Origin of the sequence: Amphritea sp., assembly GCF_048266285.1 — a bacterium.
Lineage (GTDB): Bacteria > Pseudomonadota > Gammaproteobacteria > Pseudomonadales > Balneatricaceae > Amphritea.
The window spans coordinates 45,716-65,053 of record NZ_JBLWZV010000007.1 but is presented as its reverse complement, the minus strand read 5'-3'; the positions used below and the strand labels follow the sequence as shown (position 1 = coordinate 65,053).

Genomic DNA, 19,338 nt, shown 5'->3' with positions numbered 1-19,338 from the left:
TTTTATAACCGGAATGCATTCACATGGCCTCTTTGTTTAGCCGATTAGCTCGCTATAGCTCACTCTTTTTATTCAGTTTTTTAATTGGTTGGATGCCTGCCCTACAGGCTAAGCCAGTCAAGGTACTCGCCAGCATTAAACCGATTCAGTTAATTGCCGTGGATATGTTAGGCGATTTGGCTGAAGTTGGTGTGCTCTTGCCACCGGGTAGTTCACCACATCACTACTCTTTAAAACCCTCTTCCGTCTCCGATATCCATGAGGCTGATCTCTTTATCTGGGGTGGTGAAGATCTGGAGTTGTTTTTAACCAAAACCGTTAGTCAGCTTGAACGCCCTGCCCTCGCATTGCTAGAACCGAGTGAGCATGATGAACATGGGAAAGAGCACGAACACGAAGACAGCCATGACGATGCTCATGAGCATGAAGGTGAGCACGCTGATGAGCATGAACATCATCATGATGGTGATCCGCATTTCTGGATGACACCGGAGTTGGCCTTGGAAGCGGCGGAAAAAATTAAAGATCGATTAGCTGTGCTGTATCCACAGAAAGCGGAGCTGTTTGAGCAGGCTTATCAGGATTTTGCCGCCCGTCTGGCGCAGGCTGATGAGCAATTACAGCAGCAGCTTAAGCCCGTTTATAACGCTGGTTTCTATGTTTTTCATGATGCCTTTTCGGGGTTCGTCGAGCACTATGATCTGAACCAATTAGGCTATTTTACCGTTGATCCTGGTCGTAAGCCCGGTGCTCGGCGGTTGGCGGAGATTCGCTCAGCGTTGGAAACAGACAAAGGCCGTTGTATTTTTGTTGAGCCGCAGTTTAAAGCCCCCGTGGTAGATAGCCTGATTCGTGGCTTGGATATTCGTGTAGGTCGTCTCGATCCTTTGGCGATAGATATTGAAGTACAGCATGGTGGATACATCGATTACCTGCATTCATTAGCGGATAGCTTCTCTAACTGCCTGTCAGAGCAATAAAAACATAAAAAAGTGGGGTTGAGCACTTCACAAATGAAAAAGGCATCTTTATAATGCGCTCCTCTTTCGGAGCAGATGTGGTGGAATTGGTAGACACGCTAGCTTCAGGTGCTAGTGCTCGCAAGGGCGTGGGAGTTCGAGTCTCCCCATCTGCACCAATTGCTTTGGGCAGTTGAGCTTCGAAAGAGATTGCTATACACATAGCAAGAGGGCGCTCTTATACGTAGTAAGTTGATTTGCAGATGTGGTGGAATTGGTAGACACGCTAGCTTCAGGTGCTAGTGCTCGAAAGGGCGTGGGAGTTCGAGTCTCCCCATCTGCACCAACGTATGACCTTCCTTATGTTGTTCTTTTTATCTTTCAATCGTTCTTCATCCAGTCATTAAAGACATATCTGCTATACGTTATTAATGCTATCTCTATTTCTATTTTTGTCTTGTCCCCCCTTGGCGTTAACGTGCCTAAGGCGCACATAATCGCGATGTGTATAACGCTATTGCTCTGTTGTTAGCTGATGGCTTATTGCTGCTCGCGCTGGTTTTGCGTAAGTGCCTCGATAGGAGGTGATCGTAATTTACGATTGGATTCGATCAGATTGAGGGGCTATTTGGCAGGTATAAAAAAAGGCCACATAAAGTGGCCCCAAAGGAGTCTCGTTTAGACCTAGACGGTCCCGAATGAACGAGTGCTGTTAAAACTCTTTTGCTGACGCGCTGGCTTCAGGCTTTTTAGCCAAGTAGTCAAAGCGTTCATACGCTCAGCAATGTATTCATTGCGAGCATCACGACCCTGCTGGATGTAGTATGCAGTATCGACATCACCTAATGTATCAACTTTAAAACCGTATTCTGTCGTCTTCATATTATCACCAATAAAATTCATTTATGTGTCACCTTGGTGACTCGATTTTCCAACCTTGGACATTGTTGAATAGGCTTTCGTATTTATCCGTATTCAATGTATATAGTGTGTTGCGGTTGGATCATCATTGCGTTGATGGTTATACTAAGGTCGCAGTGACCAAAGAACAAACGACAGTTTTTCAGCTTAAGTGTGAATTAAATTCACCTATTGAGGTGCCTATCAGACGCTTGCCCCCTTTAAATGCTTTACGTAGTTTTGAGTCTGCCGCGCGTTTAGGCAGTTTTAATAAGGCTGCTGATGAGTTATTTGTCACGCCATCGGCGGTTAGTCATCAGATAAAATCCTTAGAAGAGTTTCTTGGATTAAAGCTGTTTCAGCGTGAAAAACGTCAGGTACAGATTACGGTTGCCGGTGAGAAATATTTGGTCGCCGTGTCCCACGCATTGGATGAATTGGATGCCGCCACCCGACGCTTAATCTCGGCGCCGAATACCAGTTCGCTCACCTTTGAAGCCCCGCCGGCCTTTTTAAGCCGTTGGTTGATGCCCCGTATTAAGGACTTTCAAGCCCTTTACCCCGACGTAGAGTTGCGCCTGAGTACCGGCGCAGTTAACCGTATCGATTTTGACCATACCGATCTGGATATGGCGGTCTACTTTGGTGATCCACCGGATGATGACGATATTGAAGTTCATCTAGTACATCGCTCGATTGTGGTGCCGGTCTGTAGTCCTCGAAAGTTGGAAGAGCATCAGATAGAGACCCTCGCGGATTTGAAAAAGCAGACCCTGATTCATGTGACCAGTCGCAGGAATGAGTGGCAGCGCCTATTGCAGAAGGCCGGTATTGCCATGACTGGGGAGGAGAAAGGCTTGTCATTCTCCAGTACTCAGCTAGCTCTCGGCGCGGCGTTGGAAGGATTAGGCATTGCCTTGTCGGATAAGGCGTTGATCACCCGTGAACTGCAGTATGGCCAGCTAGTGGCGCCGGTGGATATTGAATTATTGACTGGTAAGGCGTTTTATCTGGTATATCCGAAAGATCGTCAATTAACCTATGGAATGCGGATGTTTCGCGAATGGTTACTTGAGGTGATGGAGCTAACCGAGGACGCCTTCTAAAAGTAGGGGCCGGCTCTAAAAGCCCGGTGCTGATGTCACCGGGCGATAGGTTGATTAATAATGTTTAGAAGCTTGTGGATAACACTAAGTTCAGTGTATCGATATCGTCACCGGCGTAATCCTCTTCTTTAACCAACTCGACAATCAGTTCGGCATTCTCGTGTAGCTCGCGGGATGCGCCCAAGGTCACTCTTGATTGGGCAAAGAGGGCGTCCCCTCCGTCGGTCAATAGCTCGGCATCGTCTGTTTTACTGTACCCCAATGATAGATTACCCGGCGCACCGAATATATGAGTGCCATAATCGGCACTGAGGTGCCAAACAGCCACCTGTGGGCGCCCTGCTAGCTCTTTAAAACTCTCAGTTTTTAGGTATTCAGCAGACAGCGCTAAGGTTTCGATTTCATAACTTAGGTTAATACGTGAAGCGCTGACTTTGTCGCCATCGGTTAAGCTATCTGCTTGGAACGGGTCGGTGTTGCGGATATTGTTCAGGTAGCCCACACCCACGGCAAGGCCGTTATCGAGTGTTAGGGCGGCGTTTAGGCCTAGGTTCTCGACATTGCTTTCATCACTCTGCCCTTTAAACAGATAGCCGCCGGCACTGAAAATACCTTGACCGAAGCCAATATAAAGCAAATCGTCAGTGTTGTCGGTCAGATCATCTGTCAGCGGGTCTGTCCAAGCATTGCCGTTGACTACGGCGAATGGGGTGGCGGTACGTCCTGCGATCAGTGACCAAGGGTTATCGGCAGTGCTGATGGAGATAATCGCTTCATCGACAAAAAAATCCTGATCTTCACCGTCATCTTCATACTTCAGGGTGGTAGACAAGGTCATATATTCATTCACTGCCGCATTGATGGTCAGTTCGACACTGTCGACATCCAGATCACTTTCGGTACTGTCATCAGGCAGGTTAGAGCCGGTGGCGAGAAACTCGGCGCTTCCGCTGACCGTGATAGGGCTGTCGCTAGCTTGCTGGACGGTTTTTTTGACCGTCGCTTGCTCGGCCATGGTGTTACTCAATTGGGATTCCAGTTGAGCAATACGTTGTTTCAGTATGGCTAGTTCCGCCTGCATATCATCGGCCTGTGCGTTGGGAGCCGTGGCGATTGCGACGGTGATTAGTGAGGCTAGTAATGTCTTTTTCATGGTGTTTCCTTTATTCAGCGCGCTAAAAGGCACCCGCAGACAGACACAGAAGCTGAGTTCTGGTCTGTTTGCAGGCGTTAGTTGGGTTTGTTTAGCTAGTGCTGGAGCGTCAGAGCTGCACGGTCGTCAGGTGATTATCCCAAGCGGTCTTGAGGGTCTGTGGCATACGGGTGGTACTCCCGGTTTCAAGGTTATGGCGGATGCAGCGGCCGGTACCCGCACTGATAATGAACTCAGCCGGGTTGGTGGTAGCGGTCAGACCACAACCATCTCGACTCTTGACCGAGGAGATAAATGTTTGTTGATCTAGATCCCAGAATGAAATCAGATCGCCCCGTGGCGCGGATACCGCCGCATAACGACCGCTAAGATCACAGCGGACGCTGCCACAGTAGCCTTTCATCGCTATATTGATCGCGTCCGGTGCTTGCAGCAGAGTTATGGGTTGGTTCGGATGATGAATCGCCACCAACGCTGGGTTATCGCCGATATTACCTTGATATTGCAGCGCAATGGCGGTGCTTCCCTGTGCCGTGGTATCGATATGGCGGATACTCAATTGATGCTGCTGGGCTGGTAACATCTGTTGTTCCAGTAATTCGCCGGTATTGAGGTTTAGGCGCACGAGTGAGGGCTGCATGCTGTCGAGATTAAGCTTTTCTCGGCCATGATCCGGGTGGGTCAAGATGCCGCCGTTGGCAACGACCAATACCGAGCTGCCAGGTTGCTGAACGAGTTCATGGGGGCCGATTCCGTGGCTGGGATAGTCGGCAATCACGGCATAATCGTCTACTAAAGAGCGGATCACCACCCTACCCTGTCCTGTACTTAGCTCGTTCTCGGTGGTGATTAACCAGCGGCCATCTTCTGAGAAAATACCGTGGCCGAAAAAGTGTCGACCCTCTTCTGCCAGAATACGTTTTACCAAGCGCTGCTGTTGATAATCGATAATATCGATAAAGCGGCCGGGGCGACGGGCGATGCTGGCCAGCAAAGGCTGATTCGGGTGTGCTTCGGTATGATGTGCACGTCCCGGTAGCAGATGGTCGAATAGCACTTCGCCCTGCTCGCTTATCAGATAAAGATGATATTCACCGGCAGGGTCTTGTGCCGCTGAGGCGAACAGTGGTTTGGCCGTTGGCGCAGCATTACCGGCCAGCGCCGCGGCCGGTAGTAGTGACGGCAATAACAGCGCACTGCCGAGCAGTTGGCAGAAACGACGACGATTAGTCTCCATCACGGCTATTGAATCCCAGTTGAATATCGAGTGTTTGCATAGCGGCATTCAGCTCTGCATCCAGTTGTTTCAAAGCGGTGCTGATCTGTTGCAGCTGGGTGACGGTTTCCGCTTGGTAAAGGCTGGTGGCTAAAGGCCCCTTAACGTTCTTCAGTTGGCCGATGATATGGCTAAATAGGGCGCTAATCTGGTCGGCTTGTGCGGCGGCACCCTGTTCGCGCAATAAGCTATCGACGCTATGGGAGTTACCCGCATAGAGGTTTTGCAGGCTAGCCATATTCAGCTGAATATTGCGTATTGAACGTTCACTGCGCCAAGATTCACTGCGGCGGGGACGCACTTTTTCGCCGTTATCCAGTGGCCGAAGTATTTTCTGGTCGCGGATCGCTTCAACCGGCTCAACCAATGATTTGAGCATATCAACGGCGGCTTCTTGATGGTTGTCATAGTAGCTGTCTTCACTGCCGGCATTAAACACCGAAGCACTGTACTCTTGTTGCCATTCGGTCACTGTCGCGGCGCTATTTTCTGCGACATAGGCGGCAATGGTGCTGGTCAACTGACAGCGATAACTGTTGTTCTCAAGCTCACTCAGTTGGCCCGTAAAGAGTAAGCGTTCCAGTGCCGGAAGCCCCTTAACACCGATACTGGCTTTGTATAGGGCATCGGTTTTCAGAGTGGCTGGATCTTGCTCGGCGAGGAGTATGTTTAACTGTTTGCCGATCAGGTTTTTCTTATCCGGCCAGAACTGCATACTGAAATTACGCATCAGGTTTTCTATCGGGCCAAATTGAATATGTTGTACAGCTTGCCAATCATCCATGGTGTGATGAAAGGCTTGTTGTGCGGCGTTGAGGTGCGCTTGATCCGGTTGTTGGCACAGTTGCTCAGTACGGGTGGCCAGTGCTGCGCTGCTCTCTGCGAGGTGTTGATAACGAGGGATAATATGCTCATCGACTAGCGCATGGTTAACCGTTTGCCACTGTTGCTCGGTCGGTGCCGCGTGCAGTACGCCGGTAAATGTTAGCAAAACGGCAGCACCTAAAAGGGTTGGCCACAAAGGAGAAGAGGCTTGGTTCATAATGACTCCAAAAAAGTGATAAGCGCATGTCGCTCTGATGTTGCTAAATTAATGACCTGCTGTCGCGCGGGGCTGGCTTCGCCGCCGTGCCAAAGAATGGCCTCCAGCAGTGACCGGGCGCGGCCGTCATGGAGCAGGAAACGATGGCCATTGACGGCTTTTGTCAGTCCTAGGCCCCATAAAGGCGGGGTTTTCCATTCTTGTCCGGTGGCTTTATATTCCGGTCGGTGATCGGCTAAACCTTCACCCATATCGTGTAACAGTAGGTCGGTGTAAGGCCAGATAAGCTGATTAGATTGTTCTTGAAGATCGCTTCGATGGCCGGTATTAAAGTGAGGCTGGTGACAGCTGCTGCAGCCGCTACGTTGAAAGATCGCTTTTCCCCTGAGTATTTCAGGCTGTTTGGCCGTAGGGCGAACCGGTGGTGCGAGGTTACGGGTGTAGAACACCAAGTGTTGTACCAGTTCGGCTGAGGCTTCGCTATTATCCTGCTGTGGAGTATTACCATCGGCCTGTTGCAAGCACCGGCTTTGATGCTGTGTGCAGTCGCCGAAGGGGGATGGTCGATAGGGCGTGGCAATGCCGATATCACCGCTCAAGGCGCTAACGGTTTGTTGCAGTACACTTGGGTTACCTGCTTTCCAGCCAAATCGACCGATAACCGTTTGCTGTTGTTGTTCATCCCAGACCCAGTTGGGGCGCCCGGAGATACCATCATCGTTTAGATCATCAGGGTCACTGTTGGCGAGGATGGCACTGGCAGGAATCGCTTCCAGTAGCCCTAAACCAAGCATCGGCGGGGCTAATCTAGGCGACAACATTGCCTGTGGATGCAGTGGCCCATAGCTCAGTTCATCGATGCTATAGCTGGGCTGCCGCAGGTTAACCTGTGTTCCGTCTGCTAGGGTAACGGTGGTTTCGTGATAGCTAATCCGCATATGCCCTTCGCCATCGAGTCCGTTGATCGCTCGGTTTTGTAATTGCTCGCCGTAGTTAGGCTCGGGGATAACTCCAAGTGTGCCCTGTGCGAGTTGTTGGCGTTGCTCCGGGGTTTGCGGGGGAATGCTTAAGCGCAGAAACAGCGATACTGCGTGTTCTTGCGGCCAGTTGGCGCTGGGAGGAAGTCCACGTCCGTCGCGTCGGTGACATTGATCGCATGAGCGAGCGTTATAGAGTGGCCCAAGGCCGTCGCTGGCGGTAGTGGATGATGGGGAAGGCACCCAGACCTTATCGAACAGGCTATCCCCGAGGCCAAAGTTGAACCGCTGGGCAAAGCTCATATTAGCTGAAGGTTGACTAAAAGCGTGACGGTTACGGGGCTTGTTATGGCTGGTGTCCCCACCGGGACGCTCCTCTCCTGGGCTATAAACTGCCGGCTGCTCGGTTGCTGTGCCTGCGTTAGCCGTTGCTGCGACAGCTAGTAAAGCCGTCGTTAGCATTGGTATTATCAGCGCAGCGGTGATTAGCCGGCGTCGAGGAAAGGCTGTCCCCATCGACTTATTCCATTACCTTTTCAGGGTTGTCTAGGCTATCCGATCCTTCCAGTTCAATATCATCGAGTTCTAACACGGCGATGATATTTTCAATGGCCTTGGTCTCATCGGTCAGCGAATCGACGAAGTCTTGCACCAGTTGATTACCTTGTGGATTATTTTCTCCAATCAGCACATCAAAGGTTTGTCCTTGGCTGGCGGCATCGACCATCGCTTGGGCGGCGGCTTCGGTGGCGGCTAATTTGTTTTGCATATTTTGATCGGCAACCGCAGCGGTGGCGGCAACATAGTCTGACAGGCTTGGACCGGAAACCACCGAGCCGTCGATACGGGAGTATTGACCCTGATAGACGTTGCGAATCCCTTTGGCATCATAAAAATGAGACCAGTGAGTGTTATCTGAGAAGCAATCATGCTCCTCTTCCGGGTCATGGAGCATCAATCCTAGCTTGGTGCGCTCGCCGGCCAGTTCGCCATAAGCGAGGCTGCCAATGCCGGTGAGAATGGTGGCGATGGCGGCATTATCTTCTTTGGTTGCCAGTTCTTGACGCGCTGCGCCATTGGCTTGCCAGTTGTCGACCATCTCTTGCAGGTCGGTAATCAAAAGGTCCGTGGCGGCTTGTAGGTAGTCGCGGCGTCTATCGCAATGCCCGCCGGTACAGTTGTCTAGGCTATAGTCGCTGGCTGGCCGATTACCTGCGCCGGGGTTTGTGCCATTTAGATCTTGGCCCCAGAGTAAAAACTCAATCGCATGGTAACCACTGGCAACATTGGCTTCGATGCCATCGGCTTCATGCAGGGTTTCAGCAATAAATTTGGGCGTGATATGGGTGGCATCAATCTCAACGCCGGCGACACGTAACGAGGTATTGGCGATGACATTGGCTCGGAATTGCTCATTTTCATCGGATTCGCTGCCGTATTTGCTGGTATCGACATAGTCGATTAACCCTTCATCCAGTGGCCAAGCATTGACCCGGCCTTCCCAGTCATCGACGATGCTATTACCAAAACGGAACGCCTCTGATTGTTGATAAGGTACGCGCGCAGCAACCCAAGCGGTGCGGGCGTCTGCTAGGCTAGCAGGCGTAGGGTCTTTCAGCAGAGCATTGATGCGCTGTTTTAGGTTTTGGGCACTGTACAACGCGTCTTCATAGGTAGCGAGGGCGATATCTGCATAGTTGTTAATGATGGCTGCGGGTGCAGGCGCGGCAGAAAAGGCGATCGGGGAATACAGCGTCCCGGCGACGATAGCGGCAGTGATAAAAGATTTGAGGTGCATGACGTTACTCCGTTACGTGATGCGGGGATGCTAATGCAAATAAGAATGATTCGCAATAGTAAGTTGGCGTGCGCGATAATAAATTTTAAATAAAAAGCAAAAAAGCCGGCATTCACCGGCTTTTAACCTTAGGTATATGGGGTTTGATTACGCGAAGTATTGTTCCAGCTCATCGGCCCCGCCGATACGTTGGCCATCAATAAATATTTGCGGTGCCGTTCCCTGACCGCTGATGGCGGCTAATGAACTGTAGCTCAGACCGTGGCTACCGAGTTCTACTTCCTCATAGTGGAAGCCTTTTTCTTGCAATAGCTTTTTCGCGCGGATGCAGTGTGGGCATCCCGGTTTGGTCAATACACTCACCCGCTTTGGCTGTTCTGCGGTTGGGTTGATGTAGTTAAGCATGGTGTCGGCATCGGATACGGTGAACGGATCGCCGGGCAGATCGGGTTCGATAAACTGTTTTTCCACGACGCCGTCAACGACTAGCATCGAATAGCGCCAGCTGCGTTTGCCAAAGCCTATCTCTTCTTTATCGACCAGCATATCCATACCGGCAGCAAACTCACCATTACCGTCTGGAATAAAGGTAATATTTTCAGCACCTTGGTCGGCCTGCCATGCATTCATAACAAAGGTGTCGTTGACTGAGATACAGATAATGCTGTCGATACCCTGCTGCTTAAATACTGGAAGCAGCTCGTTATAACGGGGTAAGTGTGTGGTTGAGCAAGTCGGGGTAAAGGCACCCGGCAGTGCAAAAATAATGACTTTTTTACCGGCGAACAATTCGTCAGTGGTGACATCTACCCACTGATTGTTCTGCTGGGTGTGGAACGTAACCTGAGGGATTTTCTGGCCTTCTTTATTGGTTAGCATGTGTTTCATTCCTCTAATGGGGTAGTAATTTTCAATAGGGTGATAATGCCAAATGACGTTCAGTTAATAAAATTAATTAATTTTAGAGAGCTGATAGTTAAAAGCTAATTGTCGTAGCGTTCACACGTTAAGCGACAGGTAATATAAGCCGATAGCTGCTTTCTGTCATGGCGATTCACTGTACGGCTGATTTAAGCTATATCCACAAAATTTAGATGGACATGGGAGAGCAGCAGGTCTTCGTCTTGCTGCTATAGATTTATGCACAGTTTACGCTCTTTTCTACCGGCGGTTTACAGCAACTTTTTGGGTAATTCACCAGAATGGTATAAAAATTTAATCGTTATTTTTCTCTTCATTAATCCATTGATTAATGAGCTGATGGGGCCGGCCGTCAGTGGTTGGGTGCTAATTTTTGAATTTATCTTTACGCTAACCATGGCGCTTAGGTGTTACCCCCTGCAGCCGGGAGGGTTGTTGGCGCTAGAAGCGGTGGTGATACACCTATCAGAGCCTGCCCATGTGTACCGTGAGATCAGCGCTAATCTACCAGTTATTTTGTTGTTGATGTTTATGGTGGCAGGCATCTATTTTATGAAAGGGATGCTGCTGTTTGTGTTTACTAAGCTGTTGCTGAATGTACGCAATAAAACGTCTTTGGCGCTGTTATTTACCCTGATGGGTGCTGCACTGTCAGCCTTTCTGGACGCGCTCACCGTAACTGCCGTGCTGATTAGTTCGGCGGTGGGTTTTTATGCTATCTACCATCGGGTTGTCTCTGGTTGCCATCCCGGTATGGAGTACGATCGATCGAACGATGATGCTTTGCATGAAGAGCATCGCTTAGAACTTGATGAGTTTCGGGCGTTTCTGCGTAGCCTGTTAATGCATGGTGCCGTGGGTACAGCGCTGGGAGGCGTCAGCACCTTGGTGGGTGAGCCACAGAATCTGTTGATTGGGGAGAAGATGGGTTGGTACTTCAACGAATTCTTCATTAATGTGGCGCCTGTTTCGATGCCAGTTCTGTTTTGCGGCTTACTTACGACCGTCATATTAGAAAAGACCGGCTGGTTTGGTTACGGTGGACGGATTCCCCAGCCGGTGTTCGATATTTTGAAACAGTATGATCATGAGGCCCATGCCCGTTGGGGGATGAAAGAGCGAGCGGCACTCTATATGCAGTTTGCGGTCGCTATCTTTCTGATTGTAGCGCTAGCCTTCCATTTGGCGGAGGTGGGGGTAATTGGCTTAACGGTGATTATTTTACTCACCAGTCTTAATGGTATTACGGAAGAGCATCAGTTGGGGCACGCTTTTGAAGAGTCGTTGCCCTTTACCGCATTGCTGGTGGTATTTTTTACCATTGTGTCGGTGATTCACGATCAGCACTTGTTTACGCCGGTGATTGAAGCCGTATTAGCCCAAGACTTGCGTTATCAACCGGTGATGTTTTTTATTGCGAATGGGTTGCTGTCGGCGATTAGCGATAATGTTTTTGTCGCTACGGTTTATATCAATGAGGTGGCGGATGCCTTTGCTGCAGGGCGTATCAGCCAGGCACATTTTAATTCGTTGGCAGTGGCGATTAATACCGGCACCAACCTACCAAGTGTCGCCACTCCGAATGGGCAGGCGGCGTTTCTGTTTCTGTTAACCTCGGCGGTTGCGCCGCTGATTAGGTTGTCTTATATGCGAATGGTCATCATGGCCCTGCCCTACACTATTGTGTTGAGTGTGACCGGGCTGTTGGCGGTGTGGTATCTGCTCTGAATAACTTACGCCACAGTCGCTGCAGCCGAGAGGATTGATCCACCGGTACGCTGTGAGATTGGTTACGCTGTAGACGTTGCTGTTCTCTACGCTCGAAGGCCGCATTGGCTTTTGCGGCAAAATTTGCCTGCTGATGACCGTTTAACTGTATGGGTCTCAACGTGGTGTTGCTATGGCTTTGGTGACTGGCTTTGGGTGAGCTGCACATGGGGCTATCCTCCGACATTATGTCACCATTATCGAATGATTAGCTGAAATCAGCCTGAAAGCCTGTGCACAAGTGGAAAATCGTCTTGTTGCACAGGCTAGCGACTGTTTTATCTCTCTATGTTTTGGCCGAAGAGGGTTTGAACAGGCGCAGTCGGTTGGCATTACTCACTACGGTGACGGATGAGAAGGCCATAGCGGCCCCAGCGATAACCGGGCTGAGGAGCAAACCCGTAAAGGGGAATAAAATACCGGCGGCGATAGGAATGCCTAGAGTGTTGTAGATAAAGGCACCAAACAGGTTTTGACGAATATTACCTAGGGTCGCCCGAGAGAGCTCAATGGCATCGGCTACCGAGTGTAGGCTATTGCGCAGCAGTACCATATCGGCGCTTTCTATCGCGACATCGGTGCCATTGCCGATCGCAAAGCCAACATCAGCCCGTGCTAAAGCGGGCGCATCGTTGATACCATCGCCGCACATGCCCACGGTATTATCGTTTTGTTGTAGTTTCTCAATCTCAATGGCCTTATCTTGTGGCAAAACGCCAGCAATAAAGTTATCCACACCTACTTGTCGGGCTACCGCTGCGGCAGTATGTGGATTATCGCCAGTGAGCATAATGACTTTCAACCCGGCTTTCTTTAGGCGAGCAATGGCGGCAATAGAATCCTTTCTTAATGGGTCGGCAATGGCTAAGAGTCCCGCGATCTGTCCATCAAGAGCAACGTACACCGGTGTTTTTGCTTGTTCCGCGAAAACCGTTGCTTGCTGCTCGTAGCTGGCACAGTCGATGTCCTGCTGCTGCATCCAAGCCTGATTGCCGAGGCTGACGCTAATACCATTGATATCGGCGATCGCTCCCCGACCGCTGGTGGCTTGAAAGTTATCCACCGCTAATAGGGGGATCTGTTGCTCGTTGGCGTGGCGTACAATCGCCTCCGCTAGCGGATGCTCTGATGCGCTTTCCAATGACGCAGCTAGCTGCAGCATATCGGCTCGGTCGGTCAGAATATCGGTCACCTGCGGTGCGCCTTCGGTAATGGTGCCGGTTTTATCCAGCACCAGCGTATCCAGTTGGGAAGCGCTCTGCAGGGCCTGTCCATTGCGGATGAGAATACCGTATTCAGCAGCCTTCCCTACTCCGACCATGACCGACATCGGTGTCGCCAAACCCAAAGCACAGGGACAGGCGATAATGAGTACGGTCATCGAGGTGACCAACATATAGGCTAGAGGGGGTTGTGGGCCCCAGATATACCAGATAAGCGCGGTGGCGAGGCTGCAGAGTATCACCACCGGCACAAAGATCGATGCCACGGTGTCTGCGAGTCGGGATATTGCCGGTTTACTCGCCTGAGCCTGTTTTACCATCTCAATAATGCGGCTTAAGGCGGTGTCGCTGCCGACTTTCTCTGCTTTGACAATGAGCGCGCCGGATTTATTTAACGTGCCGGCACTGACCTGATCGCCGTTGGATTTGCTTACCGGTAGCGGTTCTCCGCTGAGCATGGATTCATCAATCAGGCTACTGCCCTCCTCTACAATGGCATCGACGGGGATCTGCTCACCGGGGCGGATGCGCAGCCGGTCGCCACTTTCGACCAGTTCTAACGGTAGATCTATCTCTTTTTCGTTACGGATAACTCGGGCCGTTTTGGGCTGTAGGTTGAGCAGCCGCTCGACCGCTTCAGAGGTTTTGCCCCGGGCGCGTATTTCCATCGCCAAGCCGAAATTGATCAAGCCAATAATCATGGCGCTGGCTTCGTAATACAGATGGCGTGAACCCTCTGGAAACATCTCGGGTAGCAGCACCACGGCGGTTGAGAATAACCAGGCAGAGCCGGTACCGAGTGCGATCAGGCTGTCCATGGTGGCCGAGGCGTTTTTCAGAGAGTGCCACGCGCCAGTAAAGAAATGTCGACCAGGAAACAGTAAAATCATCAGCGTTAGTAGCCCGACAACGCCCCAAATCAATTGATCTTGAAGGGTTCGGACACTCATTTCATCCATTAACAAACCGGCGACCATTAGCGGAACCCCAAGCCCTAATGCCAATAGCGTATTGCGGATATACTGCTTATATTGCGCCGCTTGTTGGGCTTTTTGACGGGCCCTGTCATTCGCGTCATTGCTGGCGAGTCGGCCACGATAGCCGATGTCAGACAGCACCTCGATCAGTTGCGGGCCGCTGATACTGCCTTCGACATTTAGGCGGCGTTGGGGAAAGTCGACGCTGGCTTGTTCGACGTTCGGAAGTGCATTGATGCCTTTTTCAATTTTTTTAACGCACCCGGCACAGGTGACGTTCTCTAATAACAGTGTTGTCGTCATGATGTTCTCTCATCACAGTGTTTACCTAACATAAGGTTAGAGCTTCCAGTCACTGTAAGGTCAACCGGAAGTTGCATTTTTTATAAGAACGCGCGAATCTGTATTTTAAATTCATGATATCTGGATAAACACCGGTCTGTATTGATGATCTATCGAGCGTTCATAATTCTGTTGTTCAGTGTGCTGGTCTTTAATCAGACGGGCTCAACGGCGTCCGTGTGGATGGTCGCTGAAGCATCAGCGGATTGTCATATGTCTGTCGAGATGGATGAGCAAAGCCGCCACGATGAACAAGATTGTGGCATGCATGAGCTGAGCTGTTGTGAGCCACTGTCACACTGCTGTGGCGCATTTTCGGCTGCAGTGTTTGTTTTGCCCACTGAACTACCTCGCTTTATGACCGCGGTGCCTGTCTGGGCACCAGAGGTCTACTTTTCCGCTATTTCTCCTCCGCCCTACCATCCTCCCCGCGCGATGCTTTTACCTGCTTGATACACCGCAAGGTTAATCGTTTTTGGTTAAATATCGTTGGAGTGCATTATGAATATTTCTCAGGCAGCCGAGGCAACGGGGCTGACCAGTAAAACCATCCGTTTTTACGAACAACAGGGGGTTATTCCTCCCGCTGCGCGTGCCGCGAACGGCTATCGTATCTATAGTGAGCAGCAACTGGATATGCTCCGTTTTATCAAGCGATCTCGGGATTTGGGGTTCTCACTCGATGAGAGTCGCGCGTTGTTTGCGCTGTCCCAAGATCCCACTCGCACCAGTGCTAGCGTTAAGCAGAAAGCTGAGCAGCAGATCCAGCGGATCGATCAGCAGATTGAGTCATTGCAGCAGATGCGGGCTTTATTGAAAACTGCTGTTAGTGAGTGTCGTGGTGATGAACAAGCGGAATGTCCGATTCTGGATCAATTGAATGGTATGACGGACGAGCCTGTCTGTGGGGGTAAAGCATGAACTATATGCAATGGGCCTTGGTTGGTTTTCTGGGATTGTCTGTTCATGCTTATGGGGCTGATCCGGTATGGCTGAAGGATAAAACCGAGCAGTCTTATTCTATTAACGTCTATCGCAGTGCCAGTTGTGGTTGCTGCAAGGGCTGGATTAGTCATTTAAAAGCGCACAATTTTACCGTCAATGATGTGGTTGTCAGTAATGTGACTCCCCATAAACAACGTTTAGGGGTGCCCGCCAATGGCGCCTCCTGTCATACCGCCGAAGTGAATGGCAAGGTGATTGAGGGGCATGTGCCTGCACAGGATATTAAACGTTTGCTGGCGACGGAGAATCATGTTCGCCTATTAACAGTGCCGGGAATGCCGTTCGGAGGTCCCGGTATGGATAGTGATGGAGCGCGTAAAGATGCCTTTACAGTTTACGCTATTGATGAGCAAAACCGGGTCGGGAGTTATCATGAATATGCCGATTACTAATAGAACCGTGGCCGCTTTGCTGTTGAGTATGGCGTTGTTGACCGGTTGTGGTGAAACGGAAGCCACCGTTGATGGACGCTGGTATAGCCCGTCACAGGTCGCAACTGGCAAAGCATTATTTGCCGATAATTGCGCCGAATGTCATGGCGCTAGCGCCCAAGGCACGCAGAACTGGCAGACACTCGGTGCGGATGGCACCTACCCGCCTCCGCCGTTAAATGGTTTGGGGCATGCGTGGCATCATCCTCTTAAAGGTCTAAAACGTTCTATTCAGCAAGGCGGTGTGCCGTTGGGCGGTTCGATGCCCGGCTTTGCAGGCCAGCTGTCAGATGCGGATATTGAAGCGTTGATTAGCTTCTTCCAGAGTCAATGGCCGACAACGACCTATCAGGCATGGCTTGATCGTGGTGGGTTGAGGTAACACTATTCTGCAGGGCCATCTCAATGGCCCCTGCTTTTTACATAAAAACGCCCTGTTGATCTTGCGTGGACTGGTCAGAATACGTACAGTAGCGGGTCTTGCCGACAATTCGGTACTTTTAACGGGTGCTTTGATAGGCCTGTATACATAGGTCCGTATCGGCCGGTAAATGGAATAAAGAGATGGTTGAAAAAGTATATCTGAGCGCACAGGATCTGCTTGAAGATTCTTTCCGGTTGGCTCTGGAGGTCTATAATAGTGGCTTCCGTCCTGATTTTATTGTGGGTGTTTGGCGCGGAGGTACTCCGGTCGGTATCGCAGTACAGGAACTGTTAGATCATCTGGGTGTCGATACCGATCATATCGCTATTCGTACTTCTTCATATTCGGGTATTGGTACCCGGGAAAAAGAGGTGCGGGTGCATGGGTTGGATTATCTAGTGCGTAACATCAATCAATCAGATTCATTGCTGATTGTTGATGATGTGTTCGATACAGGCCTGAGTATTAAAGCGGTTATCGATACGCTAAAAGACAAGGCCCGTCTGAATGCACCCCATGATATTCGGATTGCGACACCTTGGTTCAAGCCAGTTAATAATCGAACCGATTTAGAACCCGATTATTATTTGCATAAATCAGACCGTTGGCTGGTTTTCCCCCATGAACTTAAGGGGTTGGACAAGGAAGAGATGCTGGCCAATAAGCCGGGACTGAAAGAGATTTATGAGGAATACGGCATCTGACAGCCTTTGCTGTGAAGAGAGTATCCGTATGCCCAAAAATAAACCCTGAGCGTTGATATCACAGCGAGGATTATTCTTTGCTTAAAATATCTACAAATGCCAATGATATGCGGTATAATGCCGCGCATTTTACGCCCCTAACATTCGAGTGAAGAAATGTCTGACTTATCACACTACCGTAACATCGGTATTTTCGCCCACGTAGACGCGGGTAAAACTACTACGACCGAACGTATCCTGAAGCTGACAGGTAAAATCCATAAGACAGGTGAGGTTCACGATGGTGAGTCCACGACTGACTTCATGGAACAAGAAGCTGAGCGGGGGATTACTATCCAGTCAGCGGCGATCACCACTTTCTGGAAAGATCACCGCATGAACATCATCGATACTCCAGGGCACGTTGACTTCACGGTTGAAGTATATCGTTCACTGAAAGTTCTGGATGGCGGCATCGGCGTATTCTGTGGTTCTGGTGGTGTTGAGCCTCAATCAGAAACTAACTGGCGTTATGCTGATGAATCGGGCGTTTCCCGTATCATCTTCGTTAACAAGCTAGACCGTATGGGCGCTGACTTCCATAAAGTTGTCGACCAGGTTGAAAATGTATTGGCGGCTAAGCCACTGATCATGGTTCTGCCTATTGGCCGTGAAGAAGACTTCGTGGGTGTGGTTGACCTGCTAACACGTAAAGCTTACGTTTGGGATGATACTGGCTTGCCAGAGAACTTCGAAGTTACTGACGTACCTGCCGACATGGTAGAAGATGTTGAAATGTACCGTGAACAGTTAATCGAAACGGCTGTAGAGCAAGACGATGACCTGATGATGGCTTACATGGACGGCGAAGAGCCTGCTATGGAAGATATCAAGCGTTGCATCCGTACCGGTACTCGTGAACTGGCGTTCTTCCCAACTTACTGTGGTTCTGCATTCAAGAACAAAGGCATCCAGCTGATTCTGGATGCGGTTGTTGATTACCTGCCGAGCCCAACTGACGTTATTCCACAGGATCTGACCGATGAGTTCGGTGAGCCAACAGGTGAAGTTGCGACTGTTTCTGTTGATGAGCCTTTCCGCGCACTGGCATTCAAAATCATGGATGACCGTTTCGGTGCTCTGACCTTTATTCGTATTTACTCTGGTAAATTGAAGAAAGGCGATACCATACTGAACTCGTTCACAGGTAAAACTGAACGTGTTGGTCGTATGTGTGAAATGGAAGCCGATGAGCGTAAAGAACTTGATTCTGCTCAAGCCGGTGACATCATCGCGATCGTGGGTATGAAAAACGTACAGACAGGCCACACACTGTGTGATCCTAAGCACGAATGTACGCTTGAAGCGATGGTCTTCCCTGAGCCTGTAATCTCTATCGCAGTAACACCTAAAGATAAAGGTGGTGCTGAGAAGATGGGTATCGCGATCGGTAAAATGGTTGCAGAAGATCCTACCTTCATCGTTGAAACTGACGAAGACTCTGGCGAAACCATCCTGAAAGGTATGGGCGAGCTGCACTTGGATATCAAAGTTGACATCCTGAAGCGTACATACGGCGTTGAACTGATCGTAGGTCAGCCACAGGTTGCTTACCGCGAGACTATCACTCAGGCGATCGAAGACAGCTACACGCACAAGAAACAGTCTGGTGGTTCAGGTCAATACGGTAAGATTGATTACCGCATCAAGCCGGGCGAGCAGAACACTGGCTTCACCTTCGCATCGACTGTTGTGGGTGGTAACGTACCAAAAGAATTCTTCCCGGCTATCGAGAAGGGCTTCAAGAGTATGATGGAAACAGGCCCACTGGCTGGTTTCCCTGTGTTGGACGTTGAAATCGAACTGTATGACGGTGGCTTCCACGCGGTTGACTCCTCTGCGATTGCCTTTGAAATCGCCGCTAAAGGTGCTTTCCGTCAGTCTATGCCTAAAGCGGGTCCACAGTTGCTGGAACCTGTCATGAAGGTTGACGTGTTCACTCCTGAAGATCACGTAGGTGATGTTATCGGTGACCTTAACCGTCGTCGCGGCATGATCTCTGGTCAAGAAGCAGCGGGTTCAGGCGTACGTATTAAAGCTGACGTGCCTCTGTCTGAGATGTTCGGTTATATCGGACACCTGCGTACTATGACTTCTGGTCGTGGTCAGTTCTCTATGGAGTTCGCGCACTACTCAGCTTGCCCAGCATCTGTTGCTGATAAGGTTATCGCTGAAGAGAAAGAGCGCAAAGCTAACAAGTAATTGTAGCTGAGCGTTATATGAGAAGGCCCGCATTGTGCGGGCCTTTTTTGTGTCTGCGATATCTGAAATACGGTAAAAATAAGCGATCTGCT

Annotated in this window: 17 protein-coding genes and 2 tRNA genes; 11 read left to right on the top strand and 8 right to left on the bottom strand. The window is 50.2% G+C overall.

The genetic code is table 11. The annotated features are described in order from the left end of the window. The first annotated feature begins 23 nt into the window (after positions 1–23). From znuA to ACN0T0_RS10255, 3 genes are all read left to right on the top strand, one after another. Complete coding sequence (gene znuA, locus ACN0T0_RS10265) at positions 24–980, top strand: zinc ABC transporter substrate-binding protein ZnuA (protein WP_417225730.1); 957 nt, start codon at positions 24–26, stop codon at positions 978–980. Between the two features lie 71 nt (positions 981–1,051). Beyond that, positions 1,052–1,138 (top strand) — tRNA-Leu (locus ACN0T0_RS10260). A gap of 80 nt (positions 1,139–1,218) precedes the next feature. Then, positions 1,219–1,305 (top strand) — tRNA-Leu (locus tag ACN0T0_RS10255). Positions 1,306–1,643: 338 nt separating this feature from the next. On the opposite strand, the gene ACN0T0_RS10250 is transcribed toward ACN0T0_RS10255, so the two are convergent. Further along, on the bottom strand, positions 1,644–1,862 hold the full coding sequence (locus ACN0T0_RS10250; protein WP_417225728.1) for an RSP_7527 family protein: 219 nt from the start codon (positions 1,860–1,862) through the stop codon (positions 1,644–1,646). A 209-nt stretch (positions 1,863–2,071) separates the two neighbouring features. On the opposite strand from ACN0T0_RS10250, the gene gcvA reads away from it, so the two are divergent. Beyond that, on the top strand, positions 2,072–2,965 hold the full coding sequence (gcvA, locus tag ACN0T0_RS10245) for a transcriptional regulator GcvA (protein WP_417225726.1): 894 nt from the start codon (positions 2,072–2,074) through the stop codon (positions 2,963–2,965). 64 nt (positions 2,966–3,029) lie between these two features. Here gcvA and ACN0T0_RS10240 read toward each other — a convergent pair whose 3' ends face one another. The 6 genes from ACN0T0_RS10240 to ACN0T0_RS10215 form a co-directional block, all read right to left on the bottom strand. Beyond that, complete coding sequence (locus tag ACN0T0_RS10240; RefSeq protein WP_417225724.1) at positions 3,030–4,118, bottom strand: LbtU family siderophore porin; 1,089 nt, start codon at positions 4,116–4,118, stop codon at positions 3,030–3,032. A 109-nt stretch (positions 4,119–4,227) separates the two neighbouring features. Beyond that, positions 4,228–5,355 carry a DUF1513 domain-containing protein gene (locus ACN0T0_RS10235; protein WP_417225722.1) on the bottom strand — a complete coding sequence of 376 codons (1,128 nt, stop codon included), beginning with the start codon at positions 5,353–5,355 and terminating at the stop codon, positions 4,228–4,230. Beyond that, on the bottom strand, positions 5,345–6,436 hold the full coding sequence (locus ACN0T0_RS10230) for an imelysin family protein (RefSeq protein ID WP_417225720.1): 1,092 nt from the start codon (positions 6,434–6,436) through the stop codon (positions 5,345–5,347). Before ACN0T0_RS10230 ends, ACN0T0_RS10235 begins: the two co-directional genes overlap by 11 nt. Further along, positions 6,433–7,929, bottom strand: a complete 1,497-nt coding sequence (locus tag ACN0T0_RS10225; protein ID WP_417225718.1) for a di-heme oxidoredictase family protein — start codon at positions 7,927–7,929, stop codon at positions 6,433–6,435. Before ACN0T0_RS10225 ends, ACN0T0_RS10230 begins: the two co-directional genes overlap by 4 nt. A gap of 4 nt (positions 7,930–7,933) precedes the next feature. Next, complete coding sequence (locus ACN0T0_RS10220) at positions 7,934–9,211, bottom strand: imelysin family protein (protein ID WP_417225716.1); 1,278 nt, start codon at positions 9,209–9,211, stop codon at positions 7,934–7,936. Positions 9,212–9,358: 147 nt separating this feature from the next. Beyond that, positions 9,359–10,090 (bottom strand): glutathione peroxidase, encoded by a 732-nt coding sequence (locus ACN0T0_RS10215; protein ID WP_417225714.1) that lies wholly within the window; start codon positions 10,088–10,090, stop codon positions 9,359–9,361. A 261-nt stretch (positions 10,091–10,351) separates the two neighbouring features. Here ACN0T0_RS10215 and nhaB point away from each other — a divergent pair, with 261 nt between their 5' ends. Continuing rightward, entirely contained in the window at positions 10,352–11,860 is a 1,509-nt protein-coding gene (nhaB, locus tag ACN0T0_RS10210; RefSeq protein WP_417225712.1) for a sodium/proton antiporter NhaB, read from the top strand. Between the two features lie 325 nt (positions 11,861–12,185). On the opposite strand, the gene ACN0T0_RS10205 is transcribed toward nhaB, so the two are convergent. Beyond that, positions 12,186–14,402 carry a heavy metal translocating P-type ATPase gene (locus tag ACN0T0_RS10205; RefSeq protein WP_417225711.1) on the bottom strand — a complete coding sequence of 739 codons (2,217 nt, stop codon included), beginning with the start codon at positions 14,400–14,402 and terminating at the stop codon, positions 12,186–12,188. A 144-nt stretch (positions 14,403–14,546) separates the two neighbouring features. On the opposite strand from ACN0T0_RS10205, the gene ACN0T0_RS10200 reads away from it, so the two are divergent. From ACN0T0_RS10200 to fusA, 6 genes are all read left to right on the top strand, one after another. Then, positions 14,547–14,894 (top strand): hypothetical protein, encoded by a 348-nt coding sequence (locus ACN0T0_RS10200; RefSeq protein WP_417225709.1) that lies wholly within the window; start codon positions 14,547–14,549, stop codon positions 14,892–14,894. A gap of 48 nt (positions 14,895–14,942) precedes the next feature. Continuing rightward, positions 14,943–15,362 carry a Cu(I)-responsive transcriptional regulator gene (gene cueR, locus ACN0T0_RS10195; protein WP_417225707.1) on the top strand — a complete coding sequence of 140 codons (420 nt, stop codon included), beginning with the start codon at positions 14,943–14,945 and terminating at the stop codon, positions 15,360–15,362. Next, the gene (locus ACN0T0_RS10190) at positions 15,359–15,838 is read left to right on the top strand and encodes a DUF411 domain-containing protein (protein ID WP_417225705.1); all 480 of its coding nucleotides are present in this window, start codon (positions 15,359–15,361) and stop codon (positions 15,836–15,838) included. Before cueR ends, ACN0T0_RS10190 begins: the two co-directional genes overlap by 4 nt. Next, on the top strand, positions 15,819–16,259 hold the full coding sequence (locus ACN0T0_RS10185; protein ID WP_417225703.1) for a c-type cytochrome: 441 nt from the start codon (positions 15,819–15,821) through the stop codon (positions 16,257–16,259). Before ACN0T0_RS10190 ends, ACN0T0_RS10185 begins: the two co-directional genes overlap by 20 nt. 182 nt (positions 16,260–16,441) lie before the next feature. Further along, positions 16,442–17,005, top strand: a complete 564-nt coding sequence (locus ACN0T0_RS10180) for a phosphoribosyltransferase (protein ID WP_417225701.1) — start codon at positions 16,442–16,444, stop codon at positions 17,003–17,005. Positions 17,006–17,161: 156 nt separating this feature from the next. Continuing rightward, positions 17,162–19,246, top strand: a complete 2,085-nt coding sequence (gene fusA, locus ACN0T0_RS10175) for an elongation factor G (protein WP_417225699.1) — start codon at positions 17,162–17,164, stop codon at positions 19,244–19,246. Positions 19,247–19,338 lie beyond the last annotated feature (92 nt).

Excerpts from the sequence above, each read along its gene's own strand:
- ACN0T0_RS10185 (WP_417225703.1), top strand. The coding sequence starts at position 15,819 with ATGAATATGCCGATTACTAATAGAACCGTGGCCGCTTTGCTGTTGAGT.
- ACN0T0_RS10250 (WP_417225728.1), bottom strand. The coding sequence starts at position 1,862 with ATGAATTTTATTGGTGATAATATGAAGACGACAGAATACGGTTTTAAA.
- ACN0T0_RS10205 (WP_417225711.1), bottom strand. The coding sequence starts at position 14,402 with ATGACGACAACACTGTTATTAGAGAACGTCACCTGTGCCGGGTGCGTT.
- ACN0T0_RS10235 (WP_417225722.1), bottom strand. The coding sequence starts at position 5,355 with ATGGAGACTAATCGTCGTCGTTTCTGCCAACTGCTCGGCAGTGCGCTG.
- ACN0T0_RS10190 (WP_417225705.1), top strand. The coding sequence starts at position 15,359 with ATGAACTATATGCAATGGGCCTTGGTTGGTTTTCTGGGATTGTCTGTT.
- ACN0T0_RS10180 (WP_417225701.1), top strand. The coding sequence starts at position 16,442 with ATGGTTGAAAAAGTATATCTGAGCGCACAGGATCTGCTTGAAGATTCT.
- znuA (WP_417225730.1), top strand. The coding sequence starts at position 24 with ATGGCCTCTTTGTTTAGCCGATTAGCTCGCTATAGCTCACTCTTTTTA.
- fusA (WP_417225699.1), top strand. The coding sequence starts at position 17,162 with ATGTCTGACTTATCACACTACCGTAACATCGGTATTTTCGCCCACGTA.
- ACN0T0_RS10200 (WP_417225709.1), top strand. The coding sequence starts at position 14,547 with ATGATCTATCGAGCGTTCATAATTCTGTTGTTCAGTGTGCTGGTCTTT.
- ACN0T0_RS10220 (WP_417225716.1), bottom strand. The coding sequence starts at position 9,211 with ATGCACCTCAAATCTTTTATCACTGCCGCTATCGTCGCCGGGACGCTG.
- ACN0T0_RS10240 (WP_417225724.1), bottom strand. The coding sequence starts at position 4,118 with ATGAAAAAGACATTACTAGCCTCACTAATCACCGTCGCAATCGCCACG.
- cueR (WP_417225707.1), top strand. The coding sequence starts at position 14,943 with ATGAATATTTCTCAGGCAGCCGAGGCAACGGGGCTGACCAGTAAAACC.
- ACN0T0_RS10225 (WP_417225718.1), bottom strand. The coding sequence starts at position 7,929 with ATGGGGACAGCCTTTCCTCGACGCCGGCTAATCACCGCTGCGCTGATA.
- ACN0T0_RS10215 (WP_417225714.1), bottom strand. The coding sequence starts at position 10,090 with ATGCTAACCAATAAAGAAGGCCAGAAAATCCCTCAGGTTACGTTCCAC.
- ACN0T0_RS10230 (WP_417225720.1), bottom strand. The coding sequence starts at position 6,436 with ATGAACCAAGCCTCTTCTCCTTTGTGGCCAACCCTTTTAGGTGCTGCC.
- nhaB (WP_417225712.1), top strand. The coding sequence starts at position 10,352 with ATGCACAGTTTACGCTCTTTTCTACCGGCGGTTTACAGCAACTTTTTG.